The sequence below is a fragment of the Nocardioides sp. P86 genome (assembly GCF_023712465.1).
Lineage (GTDB): Bacteria > Actinomycetota > Actinomycetes > Propionibacteriales > Nocardioidaceae > Nocardioides > Nocardioides kribbensis.
Genome location: NZ_JAMAYE010000001.1, coordinates 1,101,132 through 1,121,505, shown reverse-complemented (window position 1 = coordinate 1,121,505; position 20,374 = coordinate 1,101,132). Strand labels below are relative to the sequence as shown.

At 74.4% G+C, this 20,374-nt stretch carries 16 protein-coding genes; 9 read left to right on the top strand and 7 right to left on the bottom strand.

Translation table 11 applies throughout. The features are described from left to right. Window positions 1–9: 9 nt before the first annotated feature. Both M3673_RS05225 and M3673_RS05220 read right to left on the bottom strand, forming a co-directional pair. On the bottom strand, window positions 10–720 hold the full coding sequence (locus tag M3673_RS05225; RefSeq protein WP_056865799.1) for a response regulator transcription factor: 711 nt from the start codon (window positions 718–720) through the stop codon (window positions 10–12). A 172-nt stretch (window positions 721–892) separates the two neighbouring features. Beyond that, on the bottom strand, window positions 893–1,267 hold the full coding sequence (locus M3673_RS05220; protein ID WP_251532461.1) for a hypothetical protein: 375 nt from the start codon (window positions 1,265–1,267) through the stop codon (window positions 893–895). Window positions 1,268–1,577: 310 nt separating this feature from the next. On the opposite strand from M3673_RS05220, the gene M3673_RS05215 reads away from it, so the two are divergent. Beyond that, window positions 1,578–3,380 (top strand): hypothetical protein, encoded by a 1,803-nt coding sequence (locus M3673_RS05215; protein ID WP_251532459.1) that lies wholly within the window; start codon window positions 1,578–1,580, stop codon window positions 3,378–3,380. A gap of 43 nt (window positions 3,381–3,423) precedes the next feature. On the opposite strand, the gene M3673_RS05210 is transcribed toward M3673_RS05215, so the two are convergent. Continuing rightward, window positions 3,424–4,665, bottom strand: coding sequence for a hypothetical protein (locus tag M3673_RS05210; RefSeq protein WP_251532457.1), 1,242 nt, complete (start codon window positions 4,663–4,665; stop codon window positions 3,424–3,426). Between the two features lie 104 nt (window positions 4,666–4,769). Between M3673_RS05210 and hrpA the strand changes: the two genes are divergently transcribed. The 4 genes from hrpA (at window position 4,770) to M3673_RS05190 (ending at window position 11,500) form a co-directional block, all read left to right on the top strand. Continuing rightward, window positions 4,770–8,681, top strand: coding sequence for an ATP-dependent RNA helicase HrpA (gene hrpA, locus M3673_RS05205; protein WP_251532454.1), 3,912 nt, complete (start codon window positions 4,770–4,772; stop codon window positions 8,679–8,681). Window positions 8,682–8,721: 40 nt separating this feature from the next. Beyond that, window positions 8,722–9,318, top strand: coding sequence for a hypothetical protein (locus M3673_RS05200; protein ID WP_251532452.1), 597 nt, complete (start codon window positions 8,722–8,724; stop codon window positions 9,316–9,318). A 169-nt stretch (window positions 9,319–9,487) separates the two neighbouring features. Next, window positions 9,488–9,991, top strand: a complete 504-nt coding sequence (locus M3673_RS05195; RefSeq protein WP_251532450.1) for a type II toxin-antitoxin system PemK/MazF family toxin — start codon at window positions 9,488–9,490, stop codon at window positions 9,989–9,991. A gap of 129 nt (window positions 9,992–10,120) precedes the next feature. Further along, window positions 10,121–11,500 carry an ABC transporter substrate-binding protein gene (locus tag M3673_RS05190; RefSeq protein WP_193662643.1) on the top strand — a complete coding sequence of 460 codons (1,380 nt, stop codon included), beginning with the start codon at window positions 10,121–10,123 and terminating at the stop codon, window positions 11,498–11,500. Between the two features lie 3 nt (window positions 11,501–11,503). On the opposite strand, the gene M3673_RS05185 is transcribed toward M3673_RS05190, so the two are convergent. After that, window positions 11,504–12,793: an HRDC domain-containing protein gene (locus M3673_RS05185; protein ID WP_251532448.1), complete on the bottom strand. Its 1,290-nt coding sequence runs from the start codon at window positions 12,791–12,793 to the stop codon at window positions 11,504–11,506. After that, window positions 12,793–13,419 carry a DUF3000 domain-containing protein gene (locus M3673_RS05180; protein WP_056904844.1) on the bottom strand — a complete coding sequence of 209 codons (627 nt, stop codon included), beginning with the start codon at window positions 13,417–13,419 and terminating at the stop codon, window positions 12,793–12,795. Before M3673_RS05180 ends, M3673_RS05185 begins: the two co-directional genes overlap by 1 nt. Window positions 13,420–13,490: 71 nt before the next feature. On the opposite strand from M3673_RS05180, the gene hemE reads away from it, so the two are divergent. Beyond that, entirely contained in the window at window positions 13,491–14,540 is a 1,050-nt protein-coding gene (gene hemE / locus M3673_RS05175) for a uroporphyrinogen decarboxylase (protein WP_235558562.1), read from the top strand. Here hemE and M3673_RS05170 read toward each other — a convergent pair. Together M3673_RS05170 and M3673_RS05165 are read right to left on the bottom strand one after the other, a co-directional pair. Continuing rightward, on the bottom strand, window positions 14,509–15,444 hold the full coding sequence (locus M3673_RS05170; protein WP_251532446.1) for a DUF4349 domain-containing protein: 936 nt from the start codon (window positions 15,442–15,444) through the stop codon (window positions 14,509–14,511). The two genes, hemE and M3673_RS05170, sit on opposite strands and share 32 nt — an antisense overlap. Then, complete coding sequence (locus M3673_RS05165) at window positions 15,441–16,379, bottom strand: LysR family transcriptional regulator (RefSeq protein ID WP_193662635.1); 939 nt, start codon at window positions 16,377–16,379, stop codon at window positions 15,441–15,443. The genes M3673_RS05170 and M3673_RS05165 overlap by 4 nt, the downstream gene beginning before the upstream one ends. A 112-nt stretch (window positions 16,380–16,491) precedes the next feature. Here M3673_RS05165 and M3673_RS05160 point away from each other — a divergent pair, with 112 nt between their 5' ends. The 3 genes from M3673_RS05160 (at window position 16,492) to M3673_RS05150 (ending at window position 20,364) form a co-directional block, all read left to right on the top strand. Continuing rightward, the gene (locus M3673_RS05160) at window positions 16,492–17,835 is read left to right on the top strand and encodes an acyl-CoA dehydrogenase family protein (RefSeq protein ID WP_251532445.1); all 1,344 of its coding nucleotides are present in this window, start codon (window positions 16,492–16,494) and stop codon (window positions 17,833–17,835) included. 151 nt (window positions 17,836–17,986) lie between these two features. After that, window positions 17,987–19,135: a dimethylsulfone monooxygenase SfnG gene (gene sfnG / locus M3673_RS05155; protein ID WP_251532444.1), complete on the top strand. Its 1,149-nt coding sequence runs from the start codon at window positions 17,987–17,989 to the stop codon at window positions 19,133–19,135. Then, entirely contained in the window at window positions 19,132–20,364 is a 1,233-nt protein-coding gene (locus tag M3673_RS05150; protein ID WP_251532442.1) for an SfnB family sulfur acquisition oxidoreductase, read from the top strand. The genes sfnG and M3673_RS05150 overlap by 4 nt, the downstream gene beginning before the upstream one ends. Window positions 20,365–20,374 lie beyond the last annotated feature (10 nt).

Sequence of the window (20,374 nt, the reverse complement as noted above, 5' to 3'; positions counted from 1 at the left end):
TGCCGGCGCCTAGGCGGCGGGCTTGAGCACGTAGCCCGCGCCGCGCATGGTGTGGATCATCGGGTCGCGACCGGCGTCGATTTTCTTGCGCAGGTAGGAGATGTAGAGCTCCACCACGTTGGCCTGGCCGCCGAAGTCGTAGTTCCACACCCGGTCGAGGATCTGGGCCTTGCTGAGCACCCGGCGGGGATTGCGCATGAGGAAGCGCAGCAGCTCGAACTCGGTGGCGGTCAGGCTGATCTCGGTGCCGCCGCGGAAGACCTCGTGGCTGTCCTCGTCGAGGGACAGGTCGCCGACGGTGAGCACCGACGACTCGGCGGCCTGCTGGGCCCCGGCGCGCCGCATGAGCCCCCGCAGCCGCGCCACGACCTCCTCCAGCGAGAAGGGCTTGGTGACGTAGTCGTCGCCACCCGCCGTCAGGCCGGCCACCCGGTCCTCGACGGCGTCGCGCGCCGTGAGGAACACGACGGGCACGTCGGGGTCGTGGGTGCGCATGCGACGCAGCACCTCGAGGCCGTCGAAGTCGGGCAGCATCATGTCGAGCACCACGGCGTCGGGGCGGAAGTCCTTCGCGGCGGCCACCGCCTTCGTGCCGGTGTGGGCCGCGCTCACCTCGAAGCCCTCGTAGCGCAGCGCCATCGAGATCAGCTCGGCGATGTTGACCTCGTCGTCGACGACGAGGACGCGCAGGGGACTGCCGTCGGGTCGGGTGAGCTCCATGGCTCCACTCTGGCCCAGGTGCCTGTGAGTCCGCTGTGGGCGTCCTGGGTGTCGGACGTGCGTGCCGTGACGGTGCGCTCAGCGGTGACGGCGGGGAGCGAGGTGGTGCGGGGATGGGCGACGAGACCGGGGTGGGCCCTCCGTCGGTCGTGGGCCCTCCGTCGGTCGTGGGTCAGTCGCCGGTGGCGCCGGTCGTGGGGGTGGGGTTGGTCGAGGCGCCAAGAGGAGAGGTGGCGTCGCCGGGGGAGCCCGGCGCGTCGGCGGAGCCGTCGTCCGACGGCTGTCCCGGGAAGGTCCCCTGCTGCACCGGCGGTCGTCCCCCGAAGCCGCCCGGAGCGCCCGGTCCGCCCGACCGGCCGTCGTCGGACCCGCCTGCGGCGACGCCGAGCACGGCGCCGCCGGTCCCGCCGATGAGCAGGCTGGCCAGCGCGACGGCCACGACGCCCCGCAGGGCGAGCACCCGTCGCCGCCACCCACCTCCGGCCGGTGGGGCGTCGTCGGCGTTCGGACGGGAGACGGCAGGGAGGTCGGGTGTCTGGTCACTCATGCCGCCAGCGTCGACGCCCCTGCTGTCCCCACCCTGTGCCCCGACCGTGAGTCCGGTGGCCGGTCCGGGCCTCGCTGGTCGGGCAGGGAGCGCCAGCCCCGCGGTGGTTGAGTAGGGAGCGCAGTCCCCGCGGTGGTCGAGGAGGGAGCGCCCGCGCCCCGGTGGTTGAGGAGGGAGCGTCAGCCTCGCGGTGGTTGAGGAGGGAGCGCCAGCGACCGTCTCGAAACCACTCTCACGCGACAGCGGAACCCTCTCCCCAGGCCGACGATAGCCTTTAGCAATCGAATGCCTGTACGAATAAACTAGGCGCATGCTCCTCGACCTCGACACCACCGGCACCGTGGTCGACGTCGAGTCCCTCGAGGCCGACGACGTCCTGGAGTACGCCGCCGACACCGCCCGCTCGGTGCGCGCCGCCGAGCGCCGCACCCTGCGGGTCATGGCCCGCTGGGGTGCACTGAACCCCGACCGGGCCTACGCCTGGTCAGTGCCCGGGATGATCCGCCACGGCCTCGACGAGTTCGCCGCCGAACCCCTCGCCCTGGCCCTGGACATGTCGCCGCTCAACGCCGGCTGCAACCTCGCCGAGGTCATGGAGCTCGTCCACCGGCTGCCCCGCATCTGGGCGATGGTCGACGACCTCACCCTCCCCGGCTGGCGCGCCCGGCGGATCGCCTCCCAGACCCAGGTCCTCAACGACACCGGGGCCGCGTTCGTGGACCGCAAGGTCGCCGCCCTCGGCCCCCGCGCGCAGGGCCTGGGCGCGCGACGGATCGAGCTGTTCGTCGCCGAGGCGGCCGCCAGGCACGACCCCCACGCCCAGGCCGCGCTGGAGCAGCGGGCCCGCGGTGGGTGGAACGTGAGGGTGACCCACGACGTCGACCGCGGGTCCGCGTCCGGCACCTCGTGGTTGGAGGCCACCGGTGACACCCAGGACCTCACCCGCTTCCACGACCTGATCTGCGCCACCGCCGCCGAGCTCGGCCGCCACCAGAGCACCACTGGAGCAGTGGTCGAGTCGCTGGAGGTCCGCAAGGCCCGCGCCATCGGCGTCATCACCGACCGCGCCCAGGGGTTGACGGCGTTGGACTCGGTGGAGCTCACGACTGCGAAGGAGCGGGTGGTCTACGTCCACCTGCGCCCCGAGGACCTCGCACGCGCCGAGACCCTCGCCGCCCTCGACGCCGCCCGCACGAGTGGGGAAGAACCCGCGCCGGAGGAGCCTCCGTCGCCCGCCGAGGCCCCGGCCGGAGAACCCCCACCGGACCCCCGGGACCTGCCCGCCCCGGATTCCGAGGACGACTTCGAGCCCCCTGCAGCAGCGCCTGCAGGCCTCGCGGCGGCCCCGGTGGCTGAGGAGCGAGCGCAGCGAGCGTCTCGAAGCCCCGCCGCGGGCAACGCCCCCGAGACCACCGCCGGACAGGTCACGGCCCCGGTGGCTGAGGAGCGAGCGCAGCGAGCGTCTCGAAGCCACCCCACGCCCGATGCACAGCCCACCGACGCCCAGCCCGCGGACGAGCGTCCCGCGCACGAGCGGCCCGCAGAAGACCAGCCTGAGCACGAGCGGCCTGCGGGGGACGCGTACCGCACCACCGGCCCCGGCCTGCGACCCACGCCGGTCCACCGCCACCACGAGATCAGCCACCTGTCCCAGATCGACCGCACCGGACCACCACCCGGCACCGCGGTCGTCGAGGGCCTCGGCGTCGTCTCCACCACCACCCTGCGCCGCTGGCTGGACGGCACCAAGGTCTTTGTGAGACCTGTCATCGACCTCGACCCCACCACCGCCGGCGCCGTGGACCGGCACGACCCACCACCCTGGATGCGCGAACACGTCACCCTGCGCGACCCACGCTGCGTGTTCCCCGGCTGCACCGTGCCCTCACGACGCTGCGACCTCGACCACATCCAGCCCTACCGATCCCTCGACGACGGCGGACGCCCCGGCCAGACGCACCCCTCCAATCTCGCGCCGCTGTGCCGCCACCACCACCGGTTGAAGACCACCGGCTCCGAGGGCAGCCCACCCCGGAGCTACCACCGCGCCCCCGACGGCACCTACGCCTGGACCAACCCGCTCGGCTGGACGACCCTCGTCCGCGCCGGCTGAGGCGCGGGGCCTCACGGCCGATCGCACCCCTGACGGGTGCGCGTCAGTGGACGCGGAGGTCGAGCCACCAGGCGTTGGCGTCGACGTACTCGGGCGAGGTCGAGAGGGCGTCGACGAAGACGTGGTAGCGACCCGCGGGCAGGGAGAAGGCGGTGCGCCAGCGCTGTCGTGGTCCGGGGCGGACCATGTGCACCGTCGGGTCGCCGTCGACCGGGGTGACGTGCACCTCGACCCGACCGCGCGGTGGCGCCAGCGTGCCCGAGACGACGACCCGGGGGCCGTCGACGGTCATGTCCTCGCAGGCCCGGACGCCCGGGCAGGGGGTGCCGTCGAGGCGGGGGCGTGAGAGCGCCAGGGCGGCGTGAACGTCGTGGGCCGGGCTGACCACGTCGGGTCGACCACCGGAGCGGTCCCGCCGTGCCCGCCACGTGGCGCTCTGGTCCGCGGTGCGTCGCAGGGTCACCCAGCCGCGAGCGTTGGCGCGCTGCTCGGAGGTGGTGCGCACCGCGCCGTCGGTGAGCACCCGTCGGAAGTGGACCCGGGCGCCGTCGACCGGGGTGACCACGCCGGTGAGCAGCCCGGCGTGGAGGGCGCGGGCGCGCAGCGTGAAGCGGCTGCCGACGGGCGGCGGGTCGCCGACGTCGGCGACGTGGTCGAGGCGCAGCCAGTCGCTCGGCTCCAGGTCGTCGCCGAAGCGGCTCTTCTTCCAGAAGAAGACGTCGAGGCGGGCCGTCGGGTTCCCCACGCAGCCTCCGGTGAGGAGGCCAGCCGTCCAGTCGTCCTGGTTGCCGGGCACGTCGCGGACGCTGCCGGTGAAGTCGGGACCGTGGAGGACGGCCGCGTCGAGGTGAACCCGCTCGAAGACGCCGTCGCCGAGGTCGACCGGGTCGCTGGTGTAGGTGACGCCGCCGGCCTCGACCCACCACACACCCTGCGGCGCGACGCCCTCCGGCGCGTCCTCGCCGCCCCCCGCGCCCATGACCACCACCGACACCGACGGCAACGACCCCGAGCGGTGCCGCACCACCCCGCCCAGGGAGTCGGCGGTGCCCTCGACGAGCAGGCTGCCCTGGCCGGAGGTGGCGGGTCCGGCAGTGAGGCCGACGCGGGTGGTGTCGGCCTCCACGAGGTCGCAGTCGAGCCGACGCAGCGACCAGTCGTCGGGGTCGAGCCCGTGGGTGGGGCTGATGAACGTCTCACCGCCCTGCGCGGGTCCGACGTGCCCCGCGACGGCGAGCAGCGGCGCGAGGAGGGCGGCGGGCACGAGCATCAGCAGACGGCGCATGACCCAGGGTGCGCCGCCAGCAGCCGGCGCGACCAGAGGCCGAGGGCCCGCGCCGGCAACCCGTTGGCCCCCGTCACCCGGCCGCAGGCAGAATGGGGAGCATCATGTCCTCCCCGCGCCCGGCCGGAGAGCAGGCGCCGCCCGAGCTCTCGATCACCTACCCCGCCGAGCTCCCCGTCACCCAGCGCCGCGACGACATCGCGCAGGCCATCCGCGACCACCAGGTCGTGATCGTGGCCGGGGAGACCGGCTCCGGCAAGACCACGCAGCTGCCCAAGATCTGCCTCGAGCTCGGCCGCGGCCGGCGTACGACGAGGAAGGGCCGCGACGGCAAGGAGCGCAGCTCGGGCGGGCTGATCGGCCACACCCAGCCGCGCCGGATCGCGGCCCGGTCGGTGGCGGAGCGGATCGCCGACGAGCTCGGCCAGCCGCTGGGGGAGGAGTCGGTGGTCGGCTACCAGGTGCGCTTCACCGACCGCACGACCCGCTCGACCCGGGTCAAGCTGATGACCGACGGCATCCTGCTCGCCGAGCTCCAGCGCGACCGCATGCTGCGCCGCTACGACACGATCATCATCGACGAGGCCCACGAGCGCTCGCTCAACATCGACTTCCTGCTGGGCTACCTGCGCCGCCTGCTGCCGCAGCGACCCGACCTCAAGCTCGTCATCACCTCGGCCACCATCGACCCGGAGCGCTTCGCCGCCCACTTCGCCGACCGCGACGGGAAGCCGGCCCCCATCATCGAGGTGTCGGGGCGCACCTATCCCGTCGAGGTCCGCTACCGCCCGCTCATGGTGCTGCCGGAGGAGGCGGGCGACGACCAGGACGTGGACGGCGAGGTCGTCGTGCGCGACCAGACCGAGGCGATCGTGGAGGCCTGCCGCGAGCTCTTCGCCGAGGGGCCCGGCGACATCCTGGTCTTCCTGCCCGGCGAGCGGGAGATCCGCGACACCGCCGAGGCGCTGTCCGAGGCCACCCAGGGCACCCGCGGCGGCGGCACGGAGGTCGTGCCCCTCTACTCCCGGCTCTCGGCCGCCGAGCAGCACCGCGTCTTCAGCTCCCACACCGGGCGCCGCATCGTGCTGGCGACCAACGTCGCGGAGACCTCGCTGACCGTGCCCGGCATCCGCTACGTCGTCGACACCGGCGTCGCGCGCATCAGCCGCTACTCGCTGCGCACCAAGGTCCAGCGGCTGCCGGTGGAGGCGATCAGCCAGGCCTCGGCCAACCAGCGCTCCGGGCGCTGCGGTCGCGTCGCGGCCGGCGTCGCGATCCGGCTCTACTCCGAGGAGGACTTCGAGGCGCGCCCGGAGTTCACCGACCCCGAGATCCTGCGCACCAACCTGGCCAGCGTCATCCTGCAGATGACCAGCCTCGGCCTCGGCGACGTGGCCCGCTTCCCCTTCGTCGAGCCCCCTGACCGGCGCAACGTGCAGTCGGGGGTGCAGCTGCTCGAGGAGCTCGGCGCGCTGCCCTCGACCGGCGCCCCGGAGGCCCGCCGGCTCACCCGGCTCGGGCAGCGCCTCGCCCGGCTGCCGATCGACCCCCGCCTGGGCCGCATGATCCTCGAGGCCGAGCGGCTCGGCTGCGTGCGGGAGGTGCTCGTGGTCGCGGCGGCGCTGTCGCTGCAGGACCCCCGCGAGCGCCCCGCGGAGCAGCAGGCCCAGGCCGACCAGCTCCACGCCCGCTTCAAGGCCGAGGGCTCCGACTTCCTGACCTGGCTCAACCTGTGGTCGCACCTGCGCGAGCAGCAGCGCGAGCTCTCCGGCAGTGCCTTCCGCCGCATGTGCAAGCGGGAGTTCCTCAACTACCTGCGGGTGCGCGAGTGGCAGGACTTCGAGTCGCAGCTGCGCCAGGTCTGCAAGGAGATGGGCATCGAGGTCGGCCGACCCGCCGACCAGCCCGACTCCGACGGCATCCACCAGGCCCTGCTGTCGGGTCTGCTGTCGCAGATCGGTCTGCTGGAGGAGCGCGAGAAGGAGGCCCCGGGCGCCAAGGCGCGCACCGGTCGCCGCCCGATGCGGGAGTACCTGGGCGCGCGCGGCGCCCGGTTCGCGATCTTCCCCGGCAGCGGCCTGGCCCGGAAGCCCCCGCAGTACGTCATGGCCGCCGAGCTGGTCGAGACCGGCCGCCTCTGGGCCCGCCAGGCCGCGGGCTTCGACCCGGCCTGGGCCGAGCGCCTCGGCGGCGACCTGGTCAAGCGCACCTGGTCGGAGCCGCACTGGTCGAAGAAGCGCGCCTCGGTCGTGGCCTACGAGCGGGCGACGCTCTACGGCGTGCCGCTGGTCGCCGACCGGCTCGTGGCCTACGGCAAGGTCGACAAGGAGCTCTCGCGCGAGCTCTTCATCCGCCACGCGCTCGTCTACGGCGAGTGGGCGCAGCTCACCTCGGGCCGCCACCGCTTCTACGCCGAGAACCTCCGCCTGCTCGAGGAGGCCGCCGAGCTCGAGCACCGCGCCCGGCGCCGCGACATCGTGGTCGACGAGCACACCCTCTTCGACTTCTACGACGCCCGGATCGGCCCCGACGTCGTCAGCGGCTCGCACTTCGAGCAGTGGTGGAAGCAGGAGCGCCGCCGGCGCCCCGACCTGCTGACCTTCGACCCGGCGATGCTGACCCACGACGCGGCCGCCGAGGTCAGCGAGGCCGACTACCCCGAGCAGTGGGCCGCCGACGAGGGCCTGACGTTCCCCATCGCCTACCACTTCGAGCCGGGGGCCGCCGACGACGGCCTCACGATCGACGTGCCCGTCACCACCCTCAACCGCGTCGGGGCCGACGACTTCTCCTGGGTCGTGCCGGGGCTGCGCGAGGAGCTGGTCACCAGCCTGATCCGCAGCCTGCCGAAGAACCTGCGCGTCAGCTTCGTGCCCGCCCCCGACCGGGCCCGCGACTTCCTGCGCGAGGTGCCGGCGGGCGAGGAGCCGCTGCTCGACGCCCTCGAGCGCTGGTGCCGCTCGACCACCGGCGTCGTCGTGCCCCGCGAGGCGTGGGACTGGACCAAGGTGCCCGAGCACCTGCGGCCGACCTACCGCGTCGTCGACGACACCGGGGCCGAGCAGGCCCGCGGCAAGGACCTCGAGGCGCTCAAGGAGCCGTTGCGCCCGCGCTTCGCCCAGGCGATGGCCGAGGTGGCCGCCGACTCCGGGGTCGCCCGCAGCGGCGAGACCGGTTGGACCTTCGGCACCATCGAGCCCTCCTTCGTGCAGACCCGCGCCGGCCACGAGGTCCGCGGCTTCCCGGGGCTGGTCGACGAGGGCGCCAGCGTCGGGCTCGCGGTCGCGGGCTCCGAGGACGAGCGCGACGCCCGCCACCGCCTGGGCGTCGCGCGACTGCTGCTGCTCGAGCTGCCCTCGCCGGTCAAGCGGGTGCTCGACTCCCTCACCAACGCCGAGAAGCTCGGGCTGGCCGGCTCGCCGTACGCCTCGGTGGCCGAGCTGCTCGAGGACTGCCGTGCCGCCGTGGTGCAGGCCGTCGTCGACGCCCGCCCGCCCGCCCGCACCCCCGAGGCGTACGCCGCCCTGCGCGAGGCCGCCGGCCGCGACCAGGAGGCCCACCTGCGCGCCGTGCTCGGCGACGTGGTGCGCGTGCTCGACGCGTGGCGGCGCACCGAGAAGTCGCTGTCCGGCCGCGCCGACATGGCCATGCTCCCGGCCCTCACCGACATGCGCGCCCAGCTCGCGCGGCTGGTGCACCGCGGGTTCGTCGCCGAGGCGGGCACGACCTGGCTGCGGCGCTACCCGACCTACCTCGCCGCGCTCGACCAGCGCCGGGCCCGTCTCGACCAGGGCGGCGCCGCCGCGCACCGCGACCGGCTGCTGATGGACCAGGTGGCCGACCTGCAGGCCGCGTGGACGCACCGGACCGAGGCGCTGGCGCCGGGCCGCCCGCCGGGGGAGGCGCTGCGCCAGGTGCGGTGGCTGCTGGAGGAGTGGCGGGTCTCGCTGTGGGCCCAGCAGCTCGGCACCGCCGTGCCGGTCAGCGACCAGCGGATCCGCAAGGCCCTGGGCTGACGGGTCCGTGGCCGCACAGCCCGGGCGTAGTGTCGAGCGGGTGACCCAGCGCCCCCACCACCGGCCCATGCGCAAGGCCGGGGCCTTCTTCGACGAGTTCGTCGGCGGCGACGACCCCGCCATGGTCAGCGAGGCCGCCGACCGCGCCGCCCACCTGCTGGTGCGCGGCGCGGCCGACTCGCGTGACGACGCCGTGGCCGAGCGGCTGCTGCACCTCGCCGAGACCGAGGGCATCGAGACCATCGCCGAGGTGTGGGCCGGCTCGCCGGCCGACTCGCTGGCCGGCTGCCTGTGGCGGCTCTTCGTGCTGCGGCAGTGGGTGCACGCCGACCCGACCGCCGTGGCGCGCGAGTTCGAGGCCGGGCGCGCCCGCGCCCAGGTAGCGCGGGTCGTCGCCGGCGTCGCGGACCCGCCGACGCCCGAGAGCCTCCAGGCCATGGTCGACCAGGTGCTGCGCGGCATCGTCGCCGGCGACTTCGCCGACGTGCTCTTCCGCGCCGCGGCCTTCTCCCGGGTCGTCGCCACCGGTCGCGCCGGACTGCCCGAGCGCACCGACGCCGAGGTGCAGCGCATGCTCGGGCTCTCCGAGCAGCTCGAGGCCGCGGGCCACGCCGAGCTGGCCTCGCGCCTGGCCTGAGCCGGCTCCCGCGGTAGCGGTGCGGTTGGACGACGTGCCCCGGGTCGTTAAACTCTCACTCAGGAGCACGCCGGGCCGCGGCAGCCCCGGGTCCCACAATAAGCCGCTACGAGCGGCCACGCGCCGTGAGGCGCTCCCGGTCCGGCGTGCTCCGACTAGCGTGGCGACCATGAGCTCCCGTCTGAGCACCGCCCTCCGTGTCGTCCGTGCCCTGCGTCGGAGCACCCGCCCGGCTCCCCGGCCCGGGTCGTCCCCCGGGCCCCGGTCCGGCGCCCGGTCCGGGCCCCGTCTCGACTACGCGCCCCGGGCCGACGGCCGCCCCGACCCCGGCGAGGTCGTCTGGGCGTGGGTGCCCTACGAGGAGGACGACGGGCGCGGCAAGGACCGCCCCGTGCTGGTCCTGGCCCGCGCGGGCCGCGGGCGGCGGCTCGTGGCGCTCATGCTCACCAGCAAGGACCACGACCGCGACGCCGCCGACGAGGCGCGCCACGGCCGGCACTGGCTCGACGTCGGCGCCGGCGGGTGGGACCGCGAGGGCCGCCCGAGCGAGGTGCGGCTCGACCGGCTGCTCGACCTCGACCCCGCCTCGGTGCGCCGGGAGGGCGCGGCGCTCGACCGCGCGCGCTTCGACGAGGTCGTCGCGGCCGCGCGGGCACTGCACGGCTGGCGCTGAGCAGGCCCCGAGACGGCCCGGCACGGCCCGGCCGAGGCCGCACCACACCCCTGAGGACCCGCTCGGTAGGCTGACCCGCGGCGCCCCACGGGTGTCTCAGGCAGTGTCGGAGCGCGGGACGGGGTGTCGGTGAGCAGGTTCGGACGATCGGGCCGGCGGCGTACGTCGCTCCTGGCAGTGCTCGCGCTCGGCGCCTCCCTCGGGCTGGCCGCCTGCTCCGACGAGGGAGGCGACGCCCCCGCCCCGCAGCCGGAGCCGACCGGGCAGACCTCGCAGGTGCCCCAGGTCGACCTGACCTTCGGCGCCTGGGGTGCCCCGGAGGAGATCAGCGCCTACCAGCAGGCCGTGCGCCAGTTCAACCAGGTCTCCGACGCCAGCCGCGTGGAGCTGCGCTCCTGGCCCACCCGCGAGGCCTTCGTCGCCGCGCTGCGCCGCGGCACCGACGTGCCCGACGTCTACCTCGCCTCGCGCCGCGACCTGACCTGGCTGCGCGAGCAGGGCTGGACCCGTCCCGTCGACGAGCTGCTCGACGAGCGCGACGTCTCCTTCGGCGACGTCTACTCCCGCGACGCCCAGGAGGCGTTCTCGGCCGACCTCAAGCTGCAGTGCATGCCCTACGGCGTCTCCCCGATGGTCATCTACTACAACGAGGACCTCGTCGACCTCGACACCATGGCCGAGCGCGGCATCTCGGTGCCGCCGGAGTCGCACTCGCGCTTCACCTTCGACCAGTTCCGCGCGGCCGCGGAGTTCGCGGCCAAGCCGCGCCGCGGCACCCGCGGCGTCTACATCGACCCCACCCTGCGCGGCCTCTCGCCCTTCGTCTACGCCGGGGGAGGAGAGGTCTTCGACGACGAGGACCAGCCCACGTCGCTGGACTTCTCCAGCGACGACACCCGCGAGGCGCTCGAGACGACCCTCGAGGTGCTGCGCGACCCGCGCCTGACCCTCAGCCAGGACCAGCTCGACCAGGCCTCCGGGCTGGAGTGGTTCAAGCGCGGCAAGGTCGGCATGATCGCCGGCTTCCGCGACCTCGTGCCGGAGCTGCGCGAGGTCGACGGACTCGACTTCGACGTGCTGCCGATGCCGACCCTCGACACCACCGCCACCATCGGCGACCTCACCGGGCTGTGCCTGGACCCCGACACCGAGAGCCTGGTGGAGTCGGCCGACTTCCTGGTCCACATGATCTCCTCGCCGGAGGTCGCCGTGGTCACCCGGGCCGGGCACCTCGTGCCGGCCAACCAGGAGGTCGCCCTCTCGGAGGACTTCCTGCAGACCGACGAGCAGCCGGCCAGCGCGGGCGTCTTCACCTACACCAACCGCTTCATGGTGCTGCCGCCGCTGCTCGACACCTACAGCGAGCTCCAGGCCGCGGTCGACCCGACCATCGGCGAGCTGGTCAGCGCGCCGGGCGTGCTGCCGCTGGACGAGCTCACCACGCAGATCGACGAGGAGTCGCGCGAGGTGCTGGAGCAGCCCGTGGAGGACGACTCCGAGGAGGAGTGAGGCTCAGTCCCCCTCGACCGGCTCCTCCACGGGGAGGTCGGCCTCGAGGATCGCGGCGGTGAGCACCGGCTCGGCCAGCGCGACCTGCCACGGACGTGCGCCGTAGCCGCTCAGCAGGGCGGCGACCGCCTCCGCGAGGGCCGCGGGCTCGCGGGTGTGCGGCGGGTCCCAGAGGGTGCGGCGCAGGTAGTCGGGGGTGAGGACGTTCTCGACCGGGAGGTGCTGCTCCTCGGCGAGGGCCGCCATCTGCTCGCGGGCGAGCTGGAGCCGGCGGGCGGCGACCGGGTCGCGCTCGGCCCACGCGCGGGGCAGGGGCGGGCCGTCGGAGCGCGGCGAGCGCGTCGGCAGGTCCTTCTCCTCGGCCTCGGCGGCGCCGCGCACGGCGGCGACCCAGCGGCTGGAGTAGCGCTCCGCGCCGCGGCCGTGGAAGCCCTTGGTGCCCAGCAGGGCCGCCCGGTCCTCCGGCATCGCGGTCGCGGCCGCCACGATGGCGGCGTCGGGGATGATCCGCCCCGGCGTCACGTCGCGCTGCTCGGCGATCTCGTCGCGCGCCTCCCACAGCGCCTTGGCCGCGCCCAGCGAGCGTCGTCCCCGCACCCGGTGCAGGCCCGACGTACGCCGCCAGGGATCCACCCGCGGTGTCGGCGCGAAGCCGCGCAGCGCGTCGAACTCCTGGCGCGCCCACTCGTCCTTGCCGGCCTCGACCAGCTCGGCGGCGAGCCGGTCGCGCAGCTCGACGAGCACCTCGACGTCGAGCGCGGCGTACTCCAGCCACGGCTCGGGCAGCGGCCGGGTCGACCAGTCGACCGCGGAGTGCTCCTTCTTCATCCGGGCGCCCAGCAGCGTCTCGACGAGCGTGGCCAGCCCGACGCGGGGGTAGCCGAGCAGCCGGCCCGCGAGCTCGGTGTCGAAGAGCGCGTCGGGGTGCAGGCCGAGCTCGGTGAGACAGGGGAGGTCCTGGGTGGCGGCGTGCAGGATCCACTCGGTGCCCGCCAGCGCCTCCTGGAGCGGGGCCAGGCTCGACAGGCCGATCGGGTCGACGAGGAAGGTCGTGGACCCCTCACGGCGCAGCTGGATGAGGTAGGCGCGACCGGAGTAGCGGTAGCCCGACGCGCGCTCGGCGTCGATGGCGACCGGGCCGGTGCCGGCGGCCAGCGACGCGCAGACCTCGCGCAGGCCGGCGTCGGTGTCGGTGAGCGGCGGCAGGCCGTCGCGCAGCGTCAGCAGCGGCAGCTCGGGGGCCTGCTCGGGGGCCTGCTCGGGGATCGGGGTGGTGTCGGGCTCGTCCGTCATCAGCGGGTGGGGCCGCGCTGCCCGCGGCGGCTCGGCATCATCGTGACCCCGTCGGGCACGGGAGGCAGGCCCGCGGCGGTGCACAGCAGCTCACCCCAGGCCTCGACGTGCGGGGCGAGGTCGGGGGCGCCGTCGTCGCCGAGGGCGGGCGTCCACGACGCGCGCACCTCGATCTGCGCGGTGCGCCCCTCCTCGGCCATGCCGCCGAAGCTCTCGGTCGTCACCGTGGTCACGGTGCCCGACGCGGCCAGGTGGGCGGCGCCGTGGGACTCCAGCGCCTCGGCCAGCCAGGACCAGCCGACCTCGGGCAGCATCGGGTCGGCCACGAGGTCGACGTCGATGTCGGCGCGGGCGTAGGCGACGCAGCGGAAGGTGCCCTCCCAGGCGTCGTTGCCGTCGGGGTCGTGGAGCACGATGATCCGCCCGGTGCCGACGTCGGTGCCGTCGACCGTCACGTCGGCCGACAGTGCGGAGGCGTAGGGGGCGATCCGCTGCGGCGCCGGCATCTGCTCGCAGAGCACCTCGGGGCGCAGCCGCGCACCCTGCATGCTGGCGACAGCCTGCCGGAACTCGGGGGGCTGCGCGTCCGCGCCCGCACCCGGGCGCGTCTCCTGGCGGACGACCATGGGGCCACAGTAGGTCGGGAGGACTCGAACCGATGTGCGAACACGCCGGGGGGAGTGCGACCCTTGTGCCCGTGACGACTGCCACCGCGCCCGCGCAGGACCTCGCCGACAGCGCCTTCCTCAAGGCCGTCCGGGGGGAGCCGGTGCCCCACACGCCGGTGTGGTTCATGCGCCAGGCGGGCCGCAGCCTCCCCGAGTACCTCCGGGTGCGCGAGGGCGTCGGCATGCTCGAGTCCTGCATGGACCCCGACCTGGTGGTCGAGATCACGATGCAGCCGGTGCGTCGCTACGGCGTCGACGCGGCGATCTTCTTCTCCGACATCGTGCTGCCGCTCAAGGCCGTCGGGGTCGACCTCGACATCAAGCCCGGCATCGGCCCGGTGGTCGCCGAGCCGGTGCGCACGCTGGCCGACGTCGCCGCCATCCCCGACCTGACCCCCGAGCACGTGCCCTTCATCACCCAGGCCGTGCAGGGTCTCGTCGGCGAGCTCGGCGCCACCCCGCTGATCGGCTTCGCCGGCGCGCCATTCACGGTCGCCTCCTACCTCGTCGAGGGCGGGCCGTCGAAGGAGCACGCCAAGACCAAGGCCATGATGTTCGGCGCCCCCGAGGTGTGGGAGGCGCTCATGGCCAAGATCGCCGGGATCGCCGCGGCCTACCTCGAGGTGCAGGTCGCCGCCGGCGCCTCTGCCGTGCAGCTCTTCGACTCCTGGGCCGGCGCGCTGACCCCGGCCGACTATGTCGAGCACGTCATGCCCCACTCGGCCCGCGTGCTCGAGCGGGCCGGAGCGCTCGGCGTGCCGCGCATCCACTTCGGCGTCGGCACCTCCAACCTGCTGGGCCTGATGGGTCAGGCCGGTGCCGACGTGGTCGGCGTCGACTGGCGTACGCCGCTGACGCAGGCCATCGGCCAGGTCGGCGACCGCGCCGTGCAGGGCAACCTCGACCCGACGCTGGTCTTCGCCCCCACCGACGTCATGACCTCGCGCGCCGCCGAGGTGATCGAGGCCGGCCGCGCCGCCCGGGGACACGTGTTCAACCTCGGCCACGGCGTGATCCCCTCCACCGACCCCGACCAGCTGGCCCGGCTCACGGAGTTCGTGCAGTCCTACCCGCTCTGAGCGAGCGCACCAGCAGCGCGAGCGGCACGCCGAGCAGCAGCGCCACGACCGCGAAGGGCAGCACGGCGCCGAGCGCGGTGGCCGCACCCACCGCCACCGACGACAGGCCGTCCCAGCCGGCGGCCAGCCCGGCCAGGAAGCCCGAGCGGTCCTCCTCGGGCCGCTGGGTGGCGGCGGGGTCGGGGGTGCGGGTGAGCCTGAGGGTGATCGTCGACAGCGAGGTCTGGTCGGTGAGGTAGGCCTGCTGGGCCAGCAGCGAGTCGAGGTCGGCCTGGCGACGCGTCAGCTGACCCTCGATGCCGATGACGGCGCCGATGGTCTCGGCCCGCGCCAGCAGGGCCTCGATGCGCGCGATGCTGGCGCGCTGGGCCCGCACCCGCACCTCGTTGTCGACCACCTGGGTCGTGACGTCCTCGCTCGCGCGGCGCGAGTCCTCGGTGACCCCGATGCCCTCCAGGGCCTCCATCGCCACGGCGAAGTCCTCGCTCGGCACGCGCAGCACCAGACGGGTCGACTCCACGGCGCCGTCCTCGTCGCTGGTCGACCGCTCCTCCGCGACCGTCCCACCGGTCTGGTCGAGCACGTCCTGCACCTCGTCGCGGGCCGCCGCCACGTCGTCGGCGCGCACCTCGAGGCTGCCGGTGGAGATGATCGCCGGTGCGGCCGGCTCGACGGCCGCGGGCCGGGCGCGAGCGGCAGTGCCGCCGGCGCCGCCCTCGACCGCCGAGGACAGGGCCGACTCGGGCCCGACGGCGTCGGCGGCGGCGTCGGCGGTGCCGGCGGTGTCGGCGGTGCTGGACGCCTCGTCGGAGCCGCCGCCGGCGCAGGCGGTGAGGCCGAGGAGCAGGGCGAGCAGGAGAGCGGTCGGCAGGGCGGCCGGGGCGCTGCGGTGGCGTCGGGTCATGCCCCCTGGGACGCCGCGACGGCCAGGGTGGTTCCGCTGCTGCGCCGGCGCGCCAGGTCGACCAGCAGGCCCCGCAGCTCGCGCACCTGCACCGGCACCCGGTCGGGAGCGCGGTGGCGCAGCACCAGCGACACCACCGTGCGGTCACCGGCGATGGGCCGGGTGGTGAGGAGGCCCGCGCGCTCGAGCGGGTCGTCGACGACGCTGTAGTCGGGCAGCACGGTGAGACCCAGCCCCTCGGCCACCATCACCTTGCCGAGCTCGGCGCCGTCGGTGCTGTGGCAGGCGGCCGGCATGTGGCCGGCGAAGAGGCGGTGGGCGAAGCGGTGCATCAGGTAGCCCGCGCGCATGGTGACGAAGCGCTCGGCGCGCAGCTGGTCGACGCTCACCTCGGCGTACGCCGTGAGCGCGTGACCGGCCGGGAGCACGGCGACCGGGCGCCCGTGGAGGAGGTCGGTGCCGACCAGGTCGGTGGGGGTGTCGTCGCCGGAGAGCACGTTGACCAGGCCGAGGTCGAGGGAGCCCTCGTGCAGGCCGGCGTCGATCTCGGCCTGCTGCATGGTCATCACCTCGACCGTGGTGCCGGGGTGGCTGTCCTGCAGTCCGCGCACGGCCGGCACGAGCAGGCTGGAGGTGGCGGCGTTGACCGTGCCGAGCCGGATCAGCCGGGCCGAGGCGGTCTGGTCGCCCGCGGCGGTGCGCAGCCGGTCGACGGCCTCGAGCACGTCGACCATGTTCTGCAGCAGGTCGCGGCCCTGGCGGCTGATCCGGGCGCCGGACCGGCGCCGGTCGAGCAGCGTCACGCCGAGCTCGCGCTCGAGCTTGCTGACCGCCTCGCTGAGCGCCGGCTGGGAGATGTGCAGTCGCTCGCTGGCGCGGCGCAGGGAGCCGTGCTGGGTGACGGCGGCGAGGTACTCCAGCTGCTCGATGCGCACCGGGGATCCTTCCTGGGAGGGGCGGGTGTCGGCTTGCCCCCGGGACTCCTCGACGTCATAGTCGACCAAGTCACTAGACAAACCGTGTCATGACTGTAGCCGAGGAGCGCCCATGTCTGTCCAGCCGTCCGTCCAGCCCGCCGCGCGGTCGTCCGTGGGGCGGGCCCCCGCCCGGCAGGCCGCCGTGCCGTTCGTGCCCCACGTCGCCGTCGACTCCCCGCGACTGGCGGGGCTGCGCGCGACCTACGCCCCGCTGTGGGAGCGGATCGCGGCCGGGGCCGTCGGGCGCGAGCTCGACGGCGAGCTGCCGGTCGAGCAGGTCGCCTGGCTCAAGGCGGCCGGCTTCGGCGCCGTGCGCGTGCCGCGCGAGCACGGCGGGGAGGGGCTGTCGCTGCCGGAGGTGACCCAGCTGTGGATCGAGCTCGCGGCGGTCGACAGCAACCTCCCGCAGGCCTTCCGCGGCCACTTCGCCCTCGTCGAGGACCGGCTGTGGCAGCACGCCCGCGGTTCCGACCAGGCGCGGTGGTTCGACCGGTTCGCCGCGGGCGAGATCGCCGGCAACGCCTGGTCGGAGGTCGGTGCCACCGAGATCGGCACGCAGCGCACGGTGCTCACCCGCCTCGCGGGCGGCGACTACCGCCTCGACGGCACGAAGTACTACACGACCGGCACCATCTATGCCGAGTGGGTCGACGTCTACGCCCTGCGCGACGAGGGCGACGAGGGCGAGGGTGGCGCGGGGGTCGGCGGCGCCGACGACTTCGCCATCGCGATCGTCGACACCCGCCGCTCCGGGGTCAGCGTCGTCGACGACTGGGACGGCTTCGGTCAGCGTGGCACCGGCAGCGGCACGACGAGCTTCGACGCCGTGCGCGTGCCCGCCGAGGACGTGCTCGCCTTCGAGGAGCGCTTCCCGCACCAGACCGCGCTCTACCAGCTCAACCTGCTCGCGACCCTCGCCGGGATCGGGCGTGCCGCGCTCGCCGACGCGGTCACCGAGGTGCGCCGCCGCGAGCGCAACTACTCCCACGCCAACGCCGCGCGGGTGCGCGACGACGCGCAGGTGCTCGCCCGCATCGGCGAGATCGCCGCCGCCGTCTACGCCGCGGAGGCCGCCACGCTGCGGGTCGCCGAGGCCCTCCAGGCCGTCGCCGACTCCGCGCACGGCGACCCCGAGCGCACCCGGCGACTGGTCGAGGTCGGCGAGATCGAGTCGTCCACCGCGCAGGTCGTCGTCACCGACCTCGTGCTGCGCGCCACCAACGACCTCTTCGACACCCTCGGCGCCTCGGCCACCGCGCGCGGCCGGGCTCTCGACCGGCACTGGCGCAACGCCCGCACGGTGTCGTCGCACAACCCCCGGATCCTCAAGGCGCGGGTGGTCGGCGACCACCTCGTCAACGGCGCGACCCCGCCGTACGCCTGGTCGATCGGGGCGACGCGCCGCGACCGGTGACGGGTCCGGTCGGGCGGTGAGAGGCGCTGCCTGTCACCCCGTCGCCCCTTCCGGTGGGGCTCAGGGGGGTCCTGCCTTGCATCCGCACCAATTGTCCAGCAACCTTATCGACATAAGCGGCTTCGGCCGCGAGAGACCACGAGGAGTCCCCATGACCGTGCAGCAGACCCGCGGTGAGTCCGGCGTGCAGCCGGGGCACGAGCCGCTCAAGTTCGCCTACTGGGTGCCCAACGTCAGCGGCGGCCTGGTCGTCAGCAAGATCGAGCAGCGCACCGACTGGAGCTACGAGTACAACAAGCGCCTGGCCAAGGTCGCCGAGGACAGCGGCTTCGAGTACGCCCTGTCGCAGGTGCGCTACATGGCCTCCTACGGCGCGGCCTACCAGCACGAGTCGACCTCGCTGTCCCTCGCGCTGCTGCTCGCCACCGAGCGGCTCAACGTCATCGCCGCGGTCCACCCCGGCCTGTGGCAGCCCGGCGTGCTGGCCAAGTTCATCGCCTCCGCCGACCAGATCTCCGGTGGGCGCGCCGCGATCAACGTCGTCTCCGGCTGGTTCAAGGACGAGTTCACCCAGCTCGGCGAGCCGTGGCTCGAGCACGGCGAGCGCTACCGCCGCGCCGAGGAGTTCATCCGCTACGTCCGCGAGATCTGGACCAGCGACCACGCGGAGTACCAGGGCGACTTCTACCGCCTGCACGACTTCGACCTGAAGCCGAAGCCGCTGGAGGTGCCCGGCCGGGCCCACCCCGAGATCTTCATGGGCGGCAACTCCACCGACGCCCGCGGCATGGGCGGGCGGGTCACCGACTGGTACTTCATGAACGGCAACACCCCCGACGGCGTCGCCGAGCAGGTCCGCGACGTCACCGACGTGGCCCGGGTCAACGGCCGCCCCGAGGGGGCCGTGAAGTTCGGCGTCAACGGCTTCGTGGTCGCCCGCGACAGCGAGGCCGAGGCACGCCAGGTGCTGCACGACATCATCGACCAGGCCGACGTCGAGGCCGTCGAGGGCTTCGGCTCCGCGGTCAAGCAGGCCGGCCAGTCGACGGGTGACAAGAAGGGCATGTGGCAGGACTCCGACTTCTCCGACCTCGTGCAGTACAACGACGGCTTCCGCACCGGCCTGGTGGGCACGCCCGAGCAGGTCGCCCACCGGATCATGGAGTACAAGCGGCAGGGCGTGCAGATGATGCTGCTGGGCTTCCTGCACTTCATCGAGGACGTCGAGCACTTCGGTCGCGAGGTGCTGCCGATCGTGCGCGAGCTGGAGGCCGCCGAGCTCGCGAGGGTCGGCCGGTGACGACGCTGACCGCCCCCGCGACGGTGCCCGTGCTCGACGCCGACGCCGCGCTGCGCGTCGCCGCCGACCTCGCGGGCGAGCTGGCGCAGGGCGCCGTACGCCGCGACGCGGAGCGGGTGCTGCCCGCCGCGGAGCTCGACCTGCTGTCGGCCTCGGGGCTGCTGGCGATCACGGTGCCGGCCGAGCACGGCGGCGCCGACCTGCCGGTGGAGGTCGTGGCCGAGGTCTTCCGCCTGCTGGCCGCGGGCGACCCCAGCGTGGCCCAGGTGCCGCACAGCCACTTCGTCTACGTCAACGCGCTGCGCCACCAGGGCACGCCGGCCCAGCAGGCGTTCTTCTTCGGCGAGGTGCTGCGCGGGCGCCGGCTGGGCAACGCCCAGTCGGAGGTCGGCACGAAGCACGTGCGCGAGCACCGCACCACCCTGACCGAGACCACCGCCACGACCGGACCCACGGCGGACGGCGGCCGCACCTGGCGCCTGGACGGCGAGAAGGGCTACAGCACCGGCGCGCTCTTCGCCGACTGGATCCCCGTGCTCGCCCACCTCGGTGCGGACGGCCCCATGCACGTCGCGTGGGTGGAGCGCACCGCCCCGGGCGTCACGGTCGTCGACGACTGGGCCGGCATGGGCCAGCGCACCACCGCCAGCGGCACGGTGCGCCTCGAGGGCGTGGCGGTCGACGACTCGCGGATCACGCCCTACCACCTGACCTTCGAGGGTCCGCAGACCTACGGCGCCTTCGCCCAGCTCCTGCACGCCGCGATCGACGCCGGGATCGCCCGCGCGGCGGTCGAGGACGCGGCGAGCTTCGTCACGACGATGTCGCGGCCCTACCCCGACGCCGGGGTGGAGCGGGCCGCCGACGACCCGCTGGTCGTGCACGCCTTCGGCGAGATGGACCTCGCCGTGCGCGGTGCGGAGGCCCTGGTGGCCGAGGCCGGGCGCGCCGTCGACCGCGCCGACGCCCACCTCACGGTCGAGAGTGCCGGGGCGGCCAGCCTCGCCGTGGCCGCCGCGCGCGCCTCGACCACCCAGGTGTCGGTGTCGGTGGCCAGCCGGCTCTTCGAGGTCGCCGGCACCCGTTCGGCCCTCGACGGGCTCAACCTGCACCGCCATTGGCGCAACGCCCGCACCCACACGCTCCACGACCCCGCGAGCTGGAAGGTCCAGCACCTCGGGCACCACGCCCTCGAGGGCACGCTGCCGCCCAACCACGGTCAGATCTGAGAGGAAGAAC